Source organism: Streptomyces sp. NPDC096079 (assembly GCF_040303145.1).
In the GTDB taxonomy this organism is placed as follows: Bacteria; Actinomycetota; Actinomycetes; order Streptomycetales; family Streptomycetaceae; genus Streptomyces.
On record NZ_JBEOST010000026.1, the window covers coordinates 21,595 to 38,281 of the forward strand.

General features: G+C 73.3%; 11 protein-coding genes. 5 read left to right on the plus strand and 6 right to left on the minus strand.

Features of this window, described 5'->3' with window-relative positions:
• Positions 1–188 precede the first annotated feature (188 nt).
• The 3 genes from ABTY59_RS33270 (at position 189) to ABTY59_RS33280 (ending at position 4,447) form a co-directional block, all read left to right on the plus strand.
• The gene (locus ABTY59_RS33270) at positions 189–1,022 is read left to right on the plus strand and encodes an FAD binding domain-containing protein (RefSeq protein WP_352022838.1); all 834 of its coding nucleotides are present in this window, start codon (positions 189–191) and stop codon (positions 1,020–1,022) included.
• Complete coding sequence (locus tag ABTY59_RS33275) at positions 1,019–3,802, plus strand: molybdopterin-dependent oxidoreductase (protein WP_352022839.1); 2,784 nt, start codon at positions 1,019–1,021, stop codon at positions 3,800–3,802. The genes ABTY59_RS33270 and ABTY59_RS33275 overlap by 4 nt, the downstream gene beginning before the upstream one ends.
• A gap of 147 nt (positions 3,803–3,949) precedes the next feature.
• On the plus strand, positions 3,950–4,447 hold the full coding sequence (locus tag ABTY59_RS33280; RefSeq protein WP_352022840.1) for a molybdopterin-dependent oxidoreductase: 498 nt from the start codon (positions 3,950–3,952) through the stop codon (positions 4,445–4,447).
• Here the strand turns inward: ABTY59_RS33280 and ABTY59_RS33285 are convergent.
• Entirely contained in the window at positions 4,386–9,056 is a 4,671-nt protein-coding gene (locus ABTY59_RS33285; protein ID WP_352022841.1) for a DNA repair ATPase, read from the minus strand. The two genes, ABTY59_RS33280 and ABTY59_RS33285, sit on opposite strands and share 62 nt — an antisense overlap.
• A 99-nt stretch (positions 9,057–9,155) precedes the next feature.
• The gene (locus ABTY59_RS33290; protein WP_352022842.1) at positions 9,156–11,258 is read right to left on the minus strand and encodes a flotillin family protein; all 2,103 of its coding nucleotides are present in this window, start codon (positions 11,256–11,258) and stop codon (positions 9,156–9,158) included.
• Positions 11,259–11,516: 258 nt separating this feature from the next.
• Here ABTY59_RS33290 and ABTY59_RS33295 point away from each other — a divergent pair, with 258 nt between their 5' ends.
• Positions 11,517–12,578 carry a PucR family transcriptional regulator gene (locus tag ABTY59_RS33295; protein WP_352022843.1) on the plus strand — a complete coding sequence of 354 codons (1,062 nt, stop codon included), beginning with the start codon at positions 11,517–11,519 and terminating at the stop codon, positions 12,576–12,578.
• Between the two features lie 195 nt (positions 12,579–12,773).
• Positions 12,774–13,805 (plus strand): terpene synthase family protein, encoded by a 1,032-nt coding sequence (locus ABTY59_RS33300; RefSeq protein ID WP_352022844.1) that lies wholly within the window; start codon positions 12,774–12,776, stop codon positions 13,803–13,805.
• A gap of 78 nt (positions 13,806–13,883) precedes the next feature.
• Here the strand turns inward: ABTY59_RS33300 and ABTY59_RS33305 are convergent, their stop codons facing one another.
• From ABTY59_RS33305 to ABTY59_RS33320, 4 genes are read right to left on the minus strand one after another with little or no spacing between them, the layout of a single operon-like run.
• Positions 13,884–15,329 (minus strand): cytochrome P450, encoded by a 1,446-nt coding sequence (locus ABTY59_RS33305; protein ID WP_352022845.1) that lies wholly within the window; start codon positions 15,327–15,329, stop codon positions 13,884–13,886.
• The gene (locus ABTY59_RS33310; protein WP_352022846.1) at positions 15,326–15,946 is read right to left on the minus strand and encodes a GTP-binding protein; all 621 of its coding nucleotides are present in this window, start codon (positions 15,944–15,946) and stop codon (positions 15,326–15,328) included. Before ABTY59_RS33310 ends, ABTY59_RS33305 begins: the two co-directional genes overlap by 4 nt.
• Positions 15,927–16,283, minus strand: a complete 357-nt coding sequence (locus ABTY59_RS33315; protein ID WP_352022847.1) for a DUF742 domain-containing protein — start codon at positions 16,281–16,283, stop codon at positions 15,927–15,929. Before ABTY59_RS33315 ends, ABTY59_RS33310 begins: the two co-directional genes overlap by 20 nt.
• Positions 16,280–16,687, minus strand: a complete 408-nt coding sequence (locus tag ABTY59_RS33320; protein WP_329852622.1) for a roadblock/LC7 domain-containing protein — start codon at positions 16,685–16,687, stop codon at positions 16,280–16,282. Before ABTY59_RS33320 ends, ABTY59_RS33315 begins: the two co-directional genes overlap by 4 nt.

Below are 16,687 nucleotides of genomic sequence, written 5' to 3' on the forward strand. Positions count from 1 at the left end.
GGCCGGTTCCACCGGAGGGTGTCCGCTGAGGGCACACCCGCCGACCACTTTCCGGCGAACGCCTCCTGGTCGATCCTCCAGGCCGCCGCCTTCCCGAGGGGCGATTTCCAGCCTCCGCACCAGTCGTTCGACCCCCCTCCCCCGGGCTTCACTGGCGGAAAAGCAGTGACCGGGAGGCGTGGGGAGACATGGACCTGAACACGGTGACGGACGTACGGGACGGGCGGCTCCACGAGCCGTGGCGTCCCGGCGACGCCTGGCTCGGCGGGGGCACCTACCTGTTCTCGGAGCCGCAGCCGCACCTGCGCCGGCTGATCGATCTCAGCCGCATGGGCTGGGAACCGCTCACGTCCCACGAGGACGGCTCCCTGGAGATCGCCGCGACGTGCACGGTCGCCCGGCTGTCCCGGTACGGCCGGACGCTGGACGCGCCGGCGGCGCCGCTGTTCGAGCAGTGCTGCCGGGCGTTCCTCGCCTCCTTCAAGATCTGGAACATGGCCACCGTCGGCGGGAACCTGTGCAACGGGCTCCCCGCCGGACCGCTGATCTCGCTGACCGCGGCCCTCGACGGCAGCTGTCTGCTGCGGGCGCAGGACGGCTCATCGCGCCGGGTGAAGGTCGTGGACTTCATCACGGGCGCCGGGCGCAAGGACCTCGGGCCGGGCGAGCTGCTGCGTTCGGTCACCCTTCCGGCGCGCGCCCTGGGATTCCGCACCGCGTTCCGGCAGGCCTCGCTGTACGGCCTCGGCCGCTCGGGCGCGCTGGTCATCGGGACGCTCGACCCGGTCGACGGCTCGATGGCGGTGAACATCACCGCGGCGACGGTGCGGCCGTTCCGGCTGTGGTTCCCGCTCCCGCCGACGCGCGAGGGCCTCCGGGCGGCGATCGCCGCCGCCGTCCGGGACGACGACTGGTTCGACGACATCCACGGACTGCCCGAGTGGCGGCGGCACATGGGCTTCCGCCTCGCCGAGGAAGTGCGCCGCGAACTGATCCGTACCGCCGAGGAGGACGCCCGATGAGCTTCCACATCCGTGTCAACGACCGCCCGTTCGCCGAGGAGCCGCGCGCCGGTCAGTGCCTGCGCACCTATCTGCGGGAGCGCGGCTGGTTCGGCGTGAAGAAGGGCTGCGACGCCGGGGACTGCGGCGCCTGCACCGTGCACGTCGACGGGGAGCCGGTCCACAGCTGCCTGTATCCGGCGGCGCGGGCCGAGGGGCGGTCCGTCACGACCGTCGAGGGGCTCGCCTCGCCGGACGGCGAACTCCACCCCGTCCAGCAGAGGTTCCTGGACGCGCAGGGCTACCAGTGCGGCTTCTGCACGGCCGGCTTCCTGATGACGACCGCCGCCCTGGAGGCCGAGCAGGGCACCGCCCACGACGACGGCAAGCTGGACGACCTGCCTCGTGCCTTCAAGGGCAACATCTGCCGCTGCACCGGATACCGGGCGATCGAGGACTCCGTGCGGGGCGTGAAGCACCTCGAACGGCCCTGCGCGGGCAAGGCGGTCGGGAAGAACGTGGGGGCGCCCGCCGGGCCCCTGGTCGTCACGGGGCGGGCCCGCTACACCTTCGACGTCGAGGTCCCGGGGCTGCTGCACATGAAGCTGCTGCGCTCCCCGCACCCGCACGCCCGGATCGTCTCGATCGACACGTCCGCGGCCCTCCGCGTCCCCGGCGTCCACGCGGTCCTCACCCACGAGGACGCCCCGGAGACCCTGTACTCCAGCGCGCGCCACGAGCACCCCACGGAGGACCCCGACGACACCCGGGTCCTGGACGACGTCGTCCGGTACGTGGGGCAGCGGGTCGCGGCGGTGGTCGCGGACAGCGAGCGGGCCGCCGAGGAGGGCTGCCGCCGGATCGAGGTGACGTACGAGGAACTCCCCCACGTCATCGACCCGGAGGAGGCCATGCGGCCCGGCGCTCCCGTCCTGCACGCGGGCAAGGGTCCCGAGGTGCGCATCGCCCGGGTGGAGAACAACGTCGCGGGCGAGGTGCACGGGGAGATCGGCGACGTCGAGCGGGGCTTCGCCGAGGCGGACGTCGTGTACGAGGAGACCTTCCGCACCCAGCGGGTGCAGCACGCCAGCCTGGAGACGCACGGCTGCGTCGCGTACTTCGAGCCGAAGGAGGACGGCACGGGCGAGCGGCTGACCGTGCGCTCCTCCACGCAGACCCCGTTCCTGACCCGGCGTGCGCTGTGCGCGCTGTACGGCCTGCCGGAGGACGAGGTCCGGGTCGTCGCGGGCCGCGTGGGCGGCGGCTTCGGCGGCAAGCAGGAGATGCTCACCGAGGACATCGTGACGCTGGCCGCGCTGAGGCTGCGGCGGCCGGTGAAGCTGGAGTACACCCGCGCCGAGCAGTTCTACGGGGCGACCACCCGGCATCCGTTCACCATCGGCATCAAGGTGGGCGCCCGCGCCGACGGCACGCTGACGGCCGTGCGGATGCGGGTGGTGGCCAACACCGGGGCGTACGGCAACCACGGTCCCGCGGTGATGTTCCACAGCGTCGGCGAGTCCTTCGCCGTCTACCGCGCCCCGCACAAGAAGGTCGACGCGTTCTCCGTCTACACCAACGCCGTTCCGGCCGGCGCCTTCCGGGGCTACGGCCTCGGGCAGGTCACGTTCGCGGTCGAGTCCGTGATGGACGAACTCGCCCGCCGTCTGGGCATGGACCCGCTGGTGTTCCGCGAGCGGAACATCATCGGCCCCGGCGAGGCCATGCACAGCCCGATCGGCGAGGAGGAGGACCTCCACATCGCCTCGTACGGCCTCGACCAGTGCCTGTCGGTGGTGCGCGACGCCCTCGCCGAGGACCGCAGCGCCGAGGACGCCCCGGAGGGCTGGCTGGTCGGCCAGGGCACGGCGATGGCGATGATCGCGACCGGTCCGCCCGGCGGCCACTACGCCGACGCCCGGGTCTCGCTCCTGGAGGACGGGACGTACGACATCGCCGTCGGCACCGCCGAGTTCGGCAACGGCACGACCACCGTGCACAAGCAGATCACCGCGGGCGCGCTGAACACCACCGAGGACCGGCTCACGGTCCGGCAGTCGGACACGGACGTCGTCCGCCACGACACGGGGGCCTTCGGCTCGGCCGGCACCGTCGTCGCCGGCAAGGCCGTGCTGCTGGCCGCCACCTCCCTCGCCGAGCGGCTGCGCACCCTCGCCGCCCGCCACACGGGTGTGGCCCGGCACCTGTGCGTGCTGGGCGCCGAGGCCTTCGACTGCGCGGGCCGTACGGTGCCCCTGAAGGAGCTGTACGAGGCGGGGCACGCGCTCGGCGCGGCGCAGGAGCTGGGAGCGGACGGGCACTGGGGCGGTTCGCCGCGCTCGGTGGCCTTCAACGCCCAGTGGTTCCGGGTCGCGGTCGACCCGGACAGCGGGGAGATCCGGATCCTGCGGAGCGTGCACGCCGCGGACGCGGGCAAGGTGATGAACCCGATGCAGTGCCGGGGCCAGGTCGAGGGCGGGGTCGCGCAGGCGCTGGGGGCCACCCTCTTCGAGAACGTGCTGCTCGACGGGCGGGGCGAGGTCACCACGGCCGCGTTCCGCCGGTACCGGCTTCCCCAGTACGCCGACGTACCGCGCACCGAGGTGCACTTCACGGAGACGACCGACGCGATCGGCCCGCTCGGCGCCAAGTCCATGAGCGAGAGCCCCTTCAACCCGGTGGGGCCGGCCTTCGCCAACGCCCTGCGGGACGCGACCGGCATCCGTTTCACGGAGCTGCCCGTCACCCGGGACCGGGTCTGGCTCGCCCTCGACCGGCAGGCACACGCCCTTGGCGGATGAGCCTGGCGGATGCGCATGCCCGTCTCGTAGCAAGCTCACAATTGCACGGAGAGGAGGCCGATTCCTCGGGCAATCACGGTTCCCGCCCGGTGGCGTCGGGTATCACTGGGCGCAGTCGCCGCACCGGACGCCCGAGGGAGATTGACGATGAGTCGCCGCACCGGAGCCTTCGCCATCTGGGGAGACGTGGCCCTCCCGGCCACGCTCACCGTCGCGGACCTGCGCAGGGACTGGGTCCAGCACCGCGCGGAGGTGGTCTTCGACTGCGCGACGGCCGGTCCGCAGCGGCACGCCTTCGAGGGACCGCTGCTGCGCGACGTCGTGGCGGCGGCCCGCCCCGGGTTCGATCCGGCGCGCCGCAAGGAGCGGTCCCGCTTCCTGCTCCATGTGAGCGGGGGCGACGGGCACCACGCGCTGATGTCCTGGGCGGAGATCGACTCCGACTTCGGTGACGCCCCGGTCCTGCTCGCGACCCGGATGGACGAGGAGTGGCTCGACGGGCCGGGCACGCAGCTCGTCGTCCCCTCGGACCGCTGCGGCGCCCGGTACGTGAGTGCCGTCACCGGCATCTGGATCGGCGCCCTCACGACACCGGGCGCGCGGCCCGAGCCCGCGGGGGATTCCCGCGCAGTGCGGCGAGCCTGAGGAGGTTGGCCTCGGCCTCGGTGGTCAGGGTCCGGGCCTCGGCGGTGTAGTGGTCGTCCAGCAGGGCGGCGAGTTCGGTGTCGTCCATGACGGGCGAGAGGCGGGCCGTGATCTTGTTCATGGTCCGGTACGAGCCCTGGAGCCTGAACGGCGGTTCGGTGCGGGCCTCTTCGGCGACGGCAGCGGAGGCGATGTACTCCGCGTTGACGGCGAGGACCGTCTCGCGGGCGGTCAGGAGGTGCCGGAGGACGGCGAGGACCTCGTCGAGTTCCGCCGGGGCGTAGGGGTGGGCGAGCCGGTCGCGGCGGGCGGCCTGATCCCCGGACGCGAGGCGGGTCAGCAGCTCCAGGTCGGCACGGTCGCGTCCGGCGAGCGGGGCGAGGACCGGGTGGGAGGTGAGGGCGTTCTCGACGAAGCTGAACGCGAAGGCCTCCTCCTTGCCGGTGAGGACGTCGCCGAGGTTCCACACGTCGGCGCGGTCGGCGAGCATGTCCGGCACGCGGAAGGCGCGCCCGGACTCGGTGTACGGGTTCCCGGCCATGCAGACGGCGAAGCGCTTGCCGCGCAGGTCGTGCCCGTTCAGGGTCCGGGTGGCGTCGCAGAGGGGGATGAACCTCTGCAGGAACTCCGACGCGACGTGCTGGATGTCGTCCACGTACAGCAGCACGTTGTTGGCGGCGGTCAGGGCGAAGTCGATCTTCTCCAGCTCCCGGCGGGCGGCGGCGTCGGGTGCGGCGGCGGGGTCGAGTGAGGTGGTGTGCCGGCCCAGGGCCGGACCGTCGACCTTGACGAGGAGCAGCCCGAGGCGTTCGGCGACGTACTCGACCAGGGTGGTCTTGCCGTAGCCGGGCGGCGAGAGGAGCAGCAGCAGCCCGTGGGAGTCGCCGCGCCGGGCGTCACCGGCGGCGCCGAGCTGCTTGGCGAGGTTGCCGCCGACCAGGGGGAGGTAGACCTCGTCGACGAGCCGGTTGCGGACGAAGGACGCCATGACCCGGGGGCGGTACTCGTCCAGGCGGAGCCGGGTGCGCTCACGGGCGAGGAGCTCGGCCCGCTGCCGCTGGTAGGCGCGGAAGGCGGGCACGTCGTGCGCCGCGAACTGCCGTGTCCTGGTCAGGAACTCGTCGAGCCGCAGCTCCAGCGAGCGGGCCCGCACCCGGGGGTGGCCGCCGAGGAGGCCGGTGACCGTCGCCGTGGTCGGGGCGGTGACCTCATAGCGGTCGAGTCCGGGGCACAGTTCGACGGCGACGGCCTCGGCGAGCACGCCCGCGTCGTGCGGCTCCCCGGACGCCGAGGCGTACGCGCCGAGCCAGGCCTCGACGAGCTGACGGCGCGCGCCGGGCCCGGTCAGTGCGGCGAGGGCGTCGTCGTAGGCGGAGGAGCCGACGGCACGGTCGGGGCGGGACGAGGAGCCGAGGGTGCGGTGGAACTTCTCCAGCAGCGTGCGGGCCGCGGCCGAGACGGCGAACCCCGGCGGTCCGGAGGCGAGTTCGGCGATGAGGTAGGCGGCTGCCGCCGGGTCGCCGAGCTCCTCGGCCAGGTCCGTCCGCAGCCCGTCGAGGGCGGAGTCGCTGCCGAAGAGGTCCCGGGCCCGGGTCAGCGCGACCGCCCGGTGGGTCCACTGCTCCCGGGCCTCGGGGGTGGTGGCGTGGGCCCAGTGGAGCTGGGCGGCGGCGCGGGCCGCCGCGGGGTGGGCGAGGAGTCCGGCGCCCTCGCCGAGTGCCAGGACGGCTTCCAGGATCAGCGCCGCGTCGTGGTCGTGGACGCCGCGCTCGTGGCCCTCGTCGGGGGCGTCCTCGGCGGCGCGCCGGGCGAGCGCGGCGAGGTCCGCGCCGGCCAGGGCGTCGGGCCCGTGCTCGGCGAGGAGGCGGGCGGCGAGGTGTTCGGCGCGGTAGACCTCGGGCGACTCGGAGGGCAGGGTACGGCCCCAGAAGCGGCGGGTCGCGGCGAAGTCCGGGTCGGTGACGGGGGCGCGGTGGTCCGTTCCGGTCAGGGCGAGGAGGAGGGTCTCCTCGTTTGGTACGAGGGTCAGCTCGGGGGCCTGCCGGGTGACGGCGAAGCGGTGGCGGCCGAGCCGGATCGTGTCGCCGCCGTCGGAGAACAGCTCGGTGCGGTCCCGCAGCGCGCGGCCGGCCTCCTGCCGGGCGGCGGCGAGCCGGTTCTCCAGCTCCTCGGCCCGTACCGGGTCACCGAGCGCGCGCAGCTCGGCCGCGGTGCGCCGGACCCTGGCCGCCATGGGGTCGGAGGTGAAGTACGTGTGCACCTCGTCGAGGTCGGCCAGGCGCGCGGCCCGGCGGGCGACGGCCTCCAGGACCCGTGCGGCCGAGTGGGCGAGCCGTTCGGCACGGTGGGCGCGGGCGTCCTGGAGGGACTGCCGGCGCGCGGTGAAGGCGTCGTGGATCCCGGTGCGCCGCTCGGCGACGGCGGCGAGGAAGCCGTCGTGGTCGGCGAAGCGGGATTCCAGGTTCTCCAGCTGGAGCAGGAGCCGGCCGAGCTGCTCGTCGCAGCCCTCGGGGGTGTCGGCGGCGGCGAGCCCGTCCGTGACGGTCTGGCCGAGGAGGGCGAGTTCGGCGGCGAACGCGGCGCGTCCCTCCCGGTCGAGGAGTTCGGCACGGCGGGCGGTGAGGAGCGCGCGGGCGCGGTTGAGCGCGCCGAGGACGTCGGCGATCCGCGCCAGGACGGCGGCGCGGACGGTGGCGTCGCCGATGTCGAGTCCGGCGACGACCTCGCTGAGCGTGCGCAGTTCACGGGTGCGCGCGTCGAGCCGTTCGGCGACCGGGCCCGTGTCGGTCACGGTGGTCACGGCCTCGGCCGCGGCGGCGAGGTGCTCCGCCTCGGCGTGGTGGGCGGTGAAGGCGTCGTCGCCCTTGAGGAAGGCGACGGCCCGCCGGGCGGTCGCGGCGATGTCGGCCTCGACGTCGGCGGCGAGGGCGTCGATGCCGTCCGTGTCGGCGTACCGCATGTCCCGCAGGGTCACCAGGTGGCCCTGGGCACGGCGGAGTTCGGTGATGCGGGAGGTCCACTCGGCCGCGGTGGCGGGCGCCTCGCCGCGGATGCGCCGGACGAGGCGGCTGATCTCCTGGGCGGACTCGGCGAGGGCCTCGGCGGCCCGCCGGGTGAGGGCCGTGACGGTGGCGTGCGCGTCGAGGACCTGTTCGGCGGCGGTCCGCAGGGCGGCCAGGGGCGTGCCCAGGTCGCCTGCCTCCGGGTCGCCGAGCCAGTGGTGGACGTCGCCGGCGCGGACGCAGGCGGCGACGAGCGCCTGGTACGTCCCGCCGGCGGGGTCCGGTTCGCCCGCCTGCCGGGCGATCGCCAGGCAGTCGGCGATCCCCCGGACGAGGTCCGCGTTGCCGATGCGGGCCAGCGGACCGTCCCCGGCGGGGCGCGCGCGGGTGTCGGAGACGTACGGCGTGCGCCAGATCTGCACCGGGTGGACCCGGCCCGGTTCGCCGGACCCGTCGCGCAGCACGGCCATCGTCCCGTCGTCGAGCAGCGCGTATCCGCGGCAGACGACCGGCGCCGCGATCTCCTTGCCGATCACGTCGTACGGGAGGAGCAGGGTCCTGCCCTCCGCCCGGGAGCGGAAGACGAAGAGGAGCTGCCCTCCGTCGGGCGAGCGGACCGTACGGTCGAGGACGAGTCCCGTCGTGTCGGTGTCGAAGGTCTTCACGGTGCCGGCGGCGAGGCAGTAGCCGCCGGGGAAGACGACGCCCTCGTCCCCGGGCAGTCGCAGGCAGGCCTGCCCGATGCCGTCGAGCCGGACGACGGCGCCGGTGAGGGTGTTGAAGACGAGGTGGCGGCGGGCCTCCTCCTTGTACGGGCGGATCCGCACCAGGATCAGGGCGCCGACGACCGCGTACGCCACCTCGGCGTCGGCGAGGGACTGGAGCGGCTCGTCGACGGGCTCGGTGTGGACGGCTCCGGCCTCCTCGGTGTCGTCGTCGGTCCTGACCGTCAGCGTCCCGCCGACGGTGGAGACGTACAGGCGGCCGCCGAGCGAGACGCGGGGGTGGCGGCCGGTCACGTGGTCCTCGCGGCTCGTCTCCACCCAGCCGAGGTCGTCGGAGGCCGGCAGGACGTGGTCGCGCTCGCCCCGCGCGTCCAGGAACCGCGTCTCGCCGGACGGGCCGACGGACCAGCGCAGCACCCGCAGGTCCTCGCCCTGGTCCCCCGTCCGGAAGACGGCGAGGAGCCGTCCCTCCGTCCGCCGCAGCCGGAGCAGGCGCGCGCGCCGGTAGTAGCGGTGGAGCGCGGAGAACTCCCGGACGAAGTCGGGGTCGTCGAGGAGTCCGGGCACCGCGTGCGCGGGCAGCGGGTTCAGGTCGCGGTCGTGGAGGGTGAGGACGTCGGAGACCGGGACCTCGGCGGGGCCCGCGCCGGAGGGGCACGAGCCGAGGAGCAGCCGGTCGTCGCCGACGGCGACGAGGTCCTGGGGCAGGTGGGCGCGCTCGGTGGTGAGATGCCGTGTGCCGGCGAGTGCGAGGTCGCCGGAGCCGAAGGCGGCCATTCGTGCCTCGTTGAGTGCCGTGGTCCGCCGGGCCAGTTCGGCGGCCCGCGCGGTGAGCCGGTCCCGCAGCACCGCGTACGTGTCCTGGTCGATTCCGGCACCCATCGTGTCCCGCTCCTTGTACGGTGGTGTGTACGGGTCCGGTGCCGCCAACTCCCCCGTTTGCCGGCACCGGACCCTCTGAGACCGCTCCCCCGGGGGCGGTCAGCTCTTGGCGGCGCCGTTCAGCGCGACCGTCTCGGCGGGGGTCACCGAAACCGCAGTCGCCGAAGCCGGGGTCACGTGCCCCGGGGCCGCGGGCGTCCGGCCGGGGACGTGGGCGTCGAGGACGCCGGAGGCCATGACCTTCGCGAGGAGCGCGGAGACGCTCAGGTCCCGCACGTCGGACGTGGACAGCGAGCCGAGCACCTTCGTCAGGTCCTCGGTGAAGGACTCCGTGCCGTTCAGCCACGGTCCGGCCAGGGTGCGCGCGGTGGTGGAGTGGTCCATGAACCCGTCGACCGACCGGCCGAGCGCGATCGACTGCACGAGACGGTCGAGGAAGACCGACTCCCCGCCCACGATGCTGATGTCGGCCTGTTCCAGGCCGGTCGCGAGGACGGTGGCCTGGGCCTGGGCGACCTGCCGCTGGACGTCGAGACCGGCGAGGCGGATCTCCTTCTCGGCGGCGAGGCGCAGCCGGTACTCCTCGTGGGTGCGCGACGCCTCGTCGAGGGCGGCCATCGCGGCGGCCTTCTCGGTCAGACCGGCCGCCTCCGCCTTGAGCTTCTCGCCGATGGCCGTGGCCTCGGCGAGCGCGTTCTCCCGCGTGCCGGCCGCCTCGGCGAGCCCCTTCTCGCGGACGCCCGCCGCCTCGGCGCGCAGCCGTGCCTCGGTGGCCTCGGCCTCGGCGCGGCCGGTCTTCTCGATGACCTCGGCCTCCATGTCCCGCACCCGCACGGCCGCGAGGCCGGCGGCGGCGGCCTCGGCCTGGACGCCCTCGGCGAGCCGGATCTTCGCGCGGGCGTCCATGTCGGCCGCCTTGGTGCGGGCCTCCGCCAGCGTGAGCTCCTGCGCGGCCCGGTGGACGGCGGCCTGCTCGGCCGCCTCCGCCGCCTTGATGTCCTTGACCAGCTTCTCCTGCGCCTCCGCCTCGGCGGCGATGACGACGGCCTGCCGGGTCCGCTCGGCCTCCTCGACCACGCGGAGCCGCTTGATGGACTCCTCCTGCTCGGCGACCGTGCGGTCCACCGCGACCCGCTCCCTGACCACCTCGGCGATCTCCCGGCGCTGGGCCTCGACCTCCTTGTCGGCGGCGATCCGAGTCAGCTCGGTCTCCCGGTCGCGGGCGATGACCTCCAGGAGGCGGTCCTTCTCGATCCGCTCGTTCTCGACGGCGATGACCCGCTCGCGGTTCTTCTGCGCGACCGCCACCTCGCGCGCCTGGTTCTCGCGCTGGACGCCGAGCTGCTCCTCGGTCCTGAGGAAGGCGCTCTGCGCCCGCAGCCGCTCCTCCTCCACCACGCGCGCGGTCTCCGCCTCCTCACGGGCCCGCGCGGTGTCGATCTCCCGGCGCTGCTTGATCTCCGCGTCGGCCTGGCGGCGCTCCAGCTCCAGGATGGCCTCGCGGGCGTCGACGTTCTGCCGGGTGATCTCCTTCTGTTCGTTCTGCCGGTACTCGTTCGTCCGGATGTTCTCCACGGCCGTGAGTTCGGTGATCTTGCGAATGCCCTGGGCGTCGAGGATGTTGCCGGGGTCGAGCTGGCTCAGCGGCGTCTGCTCGACGTGGTCGATGGCGGCGTCCTCCAGGTGGTAGCCGTTGAGGTCGATGCCGATGAGCTCGATGATCCGGAACCGCAGTTCCTCGCGCTTGGTGTAGAGGTCGGTGAAGTCGAGCTGCTTGCCGACGGTCTTGACGGCCTCGGAGAACTTGGCGTGGAACAGCTCCTCCAGGGTCTCCTGGTGGCTGGCCCGGGCGGTCCCGATGGACTGCGCGACCTTGATGACGTCCTCGACGGTCTTGTTGACCCGGACGAAGAACGAGATCCGGATGTCGGCGCGGATGTTGTCCCGGCAGATCAGCCCGTCCCGGCCCATCCGCGAGATCTCGAAGGTCTTCACCGAGATGTCCATGACCTCGGCCTTGTGCACGACGGGCAGCACGATCTGTCCCGTGAAGGTGACGTCGACCCTGCGCGTCCTGGACACGATCAGCGCCTTGCCCTGCTCCACCTTGCGGAAGAGCCGGCCGGCGACCAGCAGCGCGGCGACGACGACGAGCAGGACCACGGCGACCAGCACGCCGATGCCCCCGGTGATGGCAGCCATGAGAAACCCCGTGTCCCTGTGTCGTGACGTCGACGGAAGGGGCGGCGGCCGCCCGCTGTTTCCGTCCCCCGGCACCGGATCCCCACCCGTGCCGTCCCTTGCGCCCATCCTGGCCCGTGATCACGGGCGGGGCATTGCCGTGATCCGGCAGTCTTCGACGCCTCCTCCATGCCGGTGACGAACCCGGGCGAACGGCATGCGACTCTTGATCACCGCGCGTCAAGGACGCGTCAGGACACGGCGGGAAGGGGAGGGACCGTGGCGGAGAGGGAGCCGGCGCAGGAGTACCTGGAGGGGTACGCGGAGATCCTCGCGGGCGTGTGCGCGACCCGCCGCAGGCTCACCCGGGAGGAGCGCGACACGCTCGGCTCGCTCGGGGAGCGCGCGGCCGAGGCCGGGCTCGGACTGCGCACCCTGGTCCGGGCCCACCTCGCGGCCGCCCAGCGGGTGCGGCCCGGCCTGTCGCAGTCCGCCGCCGACCACCTCCTGACCGCCGTCGAGCAGGCCGTGGACGCCTTCGCCGAGGGCCACGAGCGGGCCCAGCACCTGGCGGTGCGCCAGGAGGAGGCGGCACGAAGGGAGTTCATCGACGACCTGCTGTACGGCCGGAGCGACCTCGGCCGGCTCGCTGAGCGGGCCGAGCACTTCGGACTGCTCCTCTCCCACGCGCACACCGTGGCCGTCGCCCAGGGACTGGAGCCGTACAGCGACGGCTACGCGGTCACCCGTACCGTCGAGTCCTCGCTTGTCGCCCGCTTCGGCGACCGCCGGATCCTGCTCACCACCAAGGACGGACGGCTGATCTGCGTCGCGCCGGCCGACGAGCCCGAGGTGCTCGCGCACTTCGCCAAGCAGGCGTACGCGGCGACCGACGGCGGACAGGTGGCCGTCGGCCGCCCGCATCCGGGCGCGGGCGGGGTCGTCCACTCCTACGAGGAGGCCCTCAACGCCCTGGCGCTCGCGGCCCGCATGGACCTGCGCGACCCGGTCCTGCACGCCTCCGACCTCCTCGTCTATCCCGTCCTGACCCGCGACCGGCAGGCCATGGCCGACCTGGTCCGGACCGTGCTCGGGCCGCTGAGACAGGCGCGGGGCGGTGCGAGGCCCCTCCTGGACACGCTCACGGCGTACTTCGACTCGGGCTGCGTCACCGCGCAGGCGGCCCGCGGCCTCAGCCTCAGCGTGCGGGCCATGACGTACCGGCTCGACCGCATCCACCGGCTGACCGGAGCGGACCCCGCCGATCCCGTCCAGCGCTACACCCTCCAGACGGCCGTCATCGGCGCCCGTCTCCTGGACTGGCCGGACCAGCCGCTGTGATGTCCCCTCCAGCGGCTCCCACCCGGCACAGGGGGATCGTTCCTTTACGCACGTGCCCCTGAACTGATCGTCAAGAGTGGGCAGTTGTCGGTTTCCGGTCGTCCCTGGCGGGCAGGTTTGGAGAGCCGCAGGGCGGGCAGCGCCCGCCCACGCGGCACTCCGGCGCGGACCGAGGACAGAAGGAGGTCGGTCCCCATGTCAGTGCGTGCCGTCGAAGCCCCGCTGTTGTGGATGCCCTACGCGCTGCGGGTGAACCCGCATCTGCCGGCCCTGCACGAGGAGAACGAGACCTGGGCGCGCGCCATGGGCATGCTGGACGGCCACCGCCGGCCGGCGGCCCGCTCCGCGATCTGGACCCGTTCCGCCTTCCACGCCATGACCGTCGACCAGCTGACCGCCTGGACCCTTCCGGACGCCTCGCTCGCCGCCCTCCGGCTCAACCACCGGTTCAACATCTGGGCCCTGGCCTGGGACGACTACTTCGCCTCCGCCTTCAAGCAGACCGGCGACCTGGCCGGGGCACAGGCCTTCACCACCCGGCTGCACGCCTTCCTCCGGACGGACCGCGGCGCCCGGCCGCCCGAGCCGGCGAACCCCGTCGAGCGGGGCATCGCCGATCTCCAGCAGCACCTCTTCCCGCCCCGGCTCGCGCACTGGCGGACCGAGTTCAACCGCGCCCTCGCGCGCTACGTCGACGCCGGCGTCGAGGAGCTGGCCAACAGCCGCAGCGGCCGCATCCCCCATCTCATCGACTACGCCCCCTTCCGGCGGGAGAGCTTCGCCGCCTACACCGCCCCGTACTCCGTCGAACTGGCCACCGGCGCCCGCATACCCGAGCCGATACGACACTCCCGGACGGTCCGCGCCCTGCTCGACGCCTTCATGGACTTCATGGGGCTCGCGAACGACATCGCCTCGTACGAGAGGGAGGTGCACGAGGAGAAGGACGTCAACAACCTGGTGGTCGTCGTCGGCACGTCCCTGGGCATCTCGCTCCGCGACGCCGTGCCCGCCGCGCTCCACCTGGTGAACGCCCGCCTGAGGGACTTCGAGCACCTCAGGCAGAGCGAACTCCCGCTGCTCGTACGCCGGTCCGGACTCGACCACGACGAGCGGACCGAGCTGGAGACCTGGCTCCGGGGAGCCTGCGGCTTCCTGTCCGGCCTGCACGCCTGGTACACCGGGGCACCCCGCTACGCCTCCGCGGACCTCTCGTTCCCGGAGTGAGCGCGGCGGGGACGCCCAGGCCTCTCCTGGCTCCCTGCGCCCGTCCCGCCGGCTCCCCGCCGCTCCCGCTGCCTCCCGCTACCTCCCGCGCAGGAAGCGCCTGATCCGGGTCAGCCAGGAGACCCGGGGCCCGGGCCCCCCGGCCGTCACCGGTTCCGCCACCGGAGCCGGGCCCTGCGCGGGCCTCCCGTCGCTCCGGGCCGGCGGGACCGGCAGCGGGGCCGGAGAGTCGTCGGCCTGCGGAGGACGGGGGGCGAAGGTCACGGGCAGCGCCGTCAGGTGCCGGGCCCAGGTGGAGGAGCGCCAGGTGAGGCTCTCCTCGGGAACGGCCAGCGCGATGTCCGGGAGCCGGGTGAGCAGGATGTCGATGCCCGCGTCGGCGATGATGCGGCCGATGTCCTGGCCGGGGCATTCGTGCGTGCCGGCGCTGAAGGACAGGTGCGCGCGGTTGTGGTGCACGGGCGTGTCGGCGGACGGCCGGATGGCCTGGTCGACGTTGCCCGCGGCCAGACCGAGGAGCAGCATGTCCCCCGCCTTGATCTGCTGTCCCCCGAGGGTGGTGTCGTCGTTGGCCCAGCGGCCGGGGCACACCATCAGCGGCGGCTCGTCCCAGAGGACCTGCTCCACCGCCTCGGGCAGGGTCATCTGACCGCCCGCCAGCGAGCCGCGGAACCGGGGGTCGGTGACGACCATCCGCAGGACGTTGGACATGAGGTTGGCGGTCGTCTCGTAGCCGGCGAGCAGGATCAGCCGCAGGTGGTGCTGGACCTCCTCGTCGGTCAGGCCCGCGGGGTGGGCCATCAGCGCGGACGCGACGTCCAGGCCCGGGTGGGCGCGCTTGCGCACCACGAGCTGTTCCAGGCACTCCAGCACGTAGGCGTTGCTGGCCAGCGAGGTCTCGGTCGCCTTGAACAGGTCGCGGGCGGCGTGCACCAGCTTGGGGGCGTCCTCGTCCGTCATCCCGAGCAGATGGGTGAGCGTGAGCATCGGCAGGTGCTCGGAGAACCGCTCGACCAGCTCCACCTCCCCGCTTTCGCAGAAGCCGTCGATCAGCTCGTGCGCGAAGCGGGTGATGAGGCGCCGGACGCCCCGGTGGTCGAACTGGCTGAGGCCGGCCGTGACGGCGCCGCGCAGACGCTGGTGCTCCTCGCCGTCCGCGCAGACGCAGTCGGGGCGCCAGCCGATCATCGGGATGAGCGGCGAGGTCTCGGGGTCGATCTCCCCGCTCCGCCAGCCGTGCCAGACGCGGGGGTCGCGGGAGAACTGGGTCGGGCGGCTGGCCACGTCCCGGTTCTCCAGGTACCCGAGGACCAGCCAGGCGCGGACGTCGCCGTCGAGCAGGACGGGGGCCACCGGGCCGTGGGCGGCGCGCAGCTCCTCGTACAGGCCCATCGGGTCCGTCGTCGCGGCCGGGCCGTAGAGGCGGGTGGCCCCGTCGGGGCCGTTGTGGAGGTGGGCCGGGCAGCCCGGGGGCGGGACCTGCCCGGACGGGGTCGTGCCGGATGCGGTGGGCGGGACGGTCATGCGGTCTCCTGGGCGGCGGCGAGGGTGCACAGATAGCCCATCAGCGAGAGCAGCGCGTCGCGGCAGGACGCCCGGTCCCGGGCGTCGCAGGTGACGATGGGCACGGATTCGCTGAGGGCCAGAGCGGCGCGCAGATCGGCGAGGGGGTACTTCGGGGCCTCCGGGAAGGCGTTGACGGCCACGACGAACGGGACGCGGCGGTCCTCCAGCCGGGTGATGACCTCGAAGGAGACCTCGATCCTGCGGGTGTCGACGAGGACGACGGCGCCGAGCGCGCCTTCGAAGATGCCGTTCCACAGGAACCAGAAGCGCTCCTGTCCCGGCGTTCCGAACAGATAGAGGATCAGCTCCTCGTTGATGCTGATCCGTCCGAAGTCCAGCGCGACGGTCGTGGTCTTCTTGCCCCGGGCGCCGGGGTTGTGGTCGATCCCGACGCCCGCCTGCGTCATGGTCTCCTCGGTGGTCAGGGGCGGGATCTCGCTCACCGCCCCGACCATGGTCGTCTTGCCGACCCCGAAGCCGCCGACGACCACGACCTTGACTCCCCTGGCGCCGTGCGGCAGCAGCAGGTCGGTGTCGCGCCGGGCGGCGAGTACGTCAGAGCTTGCGTAGTCCATGGATCACCGCCTCCAGTAGGCCGCGTTCGGGAAAGGCCGCCACGGGCACGGGCGCGATGGCCTCGACCCGCTCCTCCTCGACGAGTTGGGAGAGCAGCACGGTGACGACGCTGAAGGGAAGGCTGAGGTGGGCCGAGACCTCGGCCACCGAGAGCGGGTAGGTGCACAGGGTGAGGATGGCCGCCTGCTCGGGCTGCATGGCGGGGTCGGGCTCGGCCCTCGTCGCGATGAGGGTGACCAGGTTGAAGGCCCCGGACGAGGGGTCCGGGCCTCCGGTAATGACGTAGAGCGGGACGGGTGTGCCTTCATTCCAGGGGCCCTGGTTCTCCGATGTCACATCGCCTGCCCGACGTCCTCACGGGGCGGGCTGGTCATGTGCTGGCCGATACGGATGACCAGCGTCCGCATGCGGTCGCCGAGGAGTCCGGCGTCCACCTCCTGGTCGGCGAGGACCGCGAGGTAGGCCCCGGGTCCGGCGGCCATCAGGGAGAAGTAGCCGCCGTCGGCCTCGATCCCGACCATCCGCGTCGATCCGTCCCCCTGCGGGAACATCTGCGCGATCGCCCGGGCCAGGCTCTGGATTCCGGAGCAGGCGGCGGCGAGCGCGTCCGCGGTGTCGGGAGCCGTGTTCGCCTGCCCGATGCACAGGCCGTCCGACGACAGGACGACCACGTGTCGCACGTACGGGACGCTGCTCACCAGGTCCGTGAGCATCCAGTCCATGTTCGGCAGTGGCTGCAT

Bases quoted from the DNA above. Each gene is read 5' to 3' on its own strand.
- ABTY59_RS33300 (WP_352022844.1), top strand. From the start codon at position 12,774: ATGTCAGTGCGTGCCGTCGAAGCCCCGCTGTTGTGGATGCCCTACGCG.
- ABTY59_RS33320 (WP_329852622.1), bottom strand. From the start codon at position 16,687: ATGCAGCCACTGCCGAACATGGACTGGATGCTCACGGACCTGGTGAGC.
- ABTY59_RS33290 (WP_352022842.1), bottom strand. From the start codon at position 11,258: ATGGCTGCCATCACCGGGGGCATCGGCGTGCTGGTCGCCGTGGTCCTG.
- ABTY59_RS33270 (WP_352022838.1), top strand. From the start codon at position 189: ATGGACCTGAACACGGTGACGGACGTACGGGACGGGCGGCTCCACGAG.
- ABTY59_RS33310 (WP_352022846.1), bottom strand. From the start codon at position 15,946: ATGGACTACGCAAGCTCTGACGTACTCGCCGCCCGGCGCGACACCGAC.
- ABTY59_RS33305 (WP_352022845.1), bottom strand. From the start codon at position 15,329: ATGACCGTCCCGCCCACCGCATCCGGCACGACCCCGTCCGGGCAGGTC.
- ABTY59_RS33275 (WP_352022839.1), top strand. From the start codon at position 1,019: ATGAGCTTCCACATCCGTGTCAACGACCGCCCGTTCGCCGAGGAGCCG.
- ABTY59_RS33285 (WP_352022841.1), bottom strand. From the start codon at position 9,056: ATGGGTGCCGGAATCGACCAGGACACGTACGCGGTGCTGCGGGACCGG.
- ABTY59_RS33280 (WP_352022840.1), top strand. From the start codon at position 3,950: ATGAGTCGCCGCACCGGAGCCTTCGCCATCTGGGGAGACGTGGCCCTC.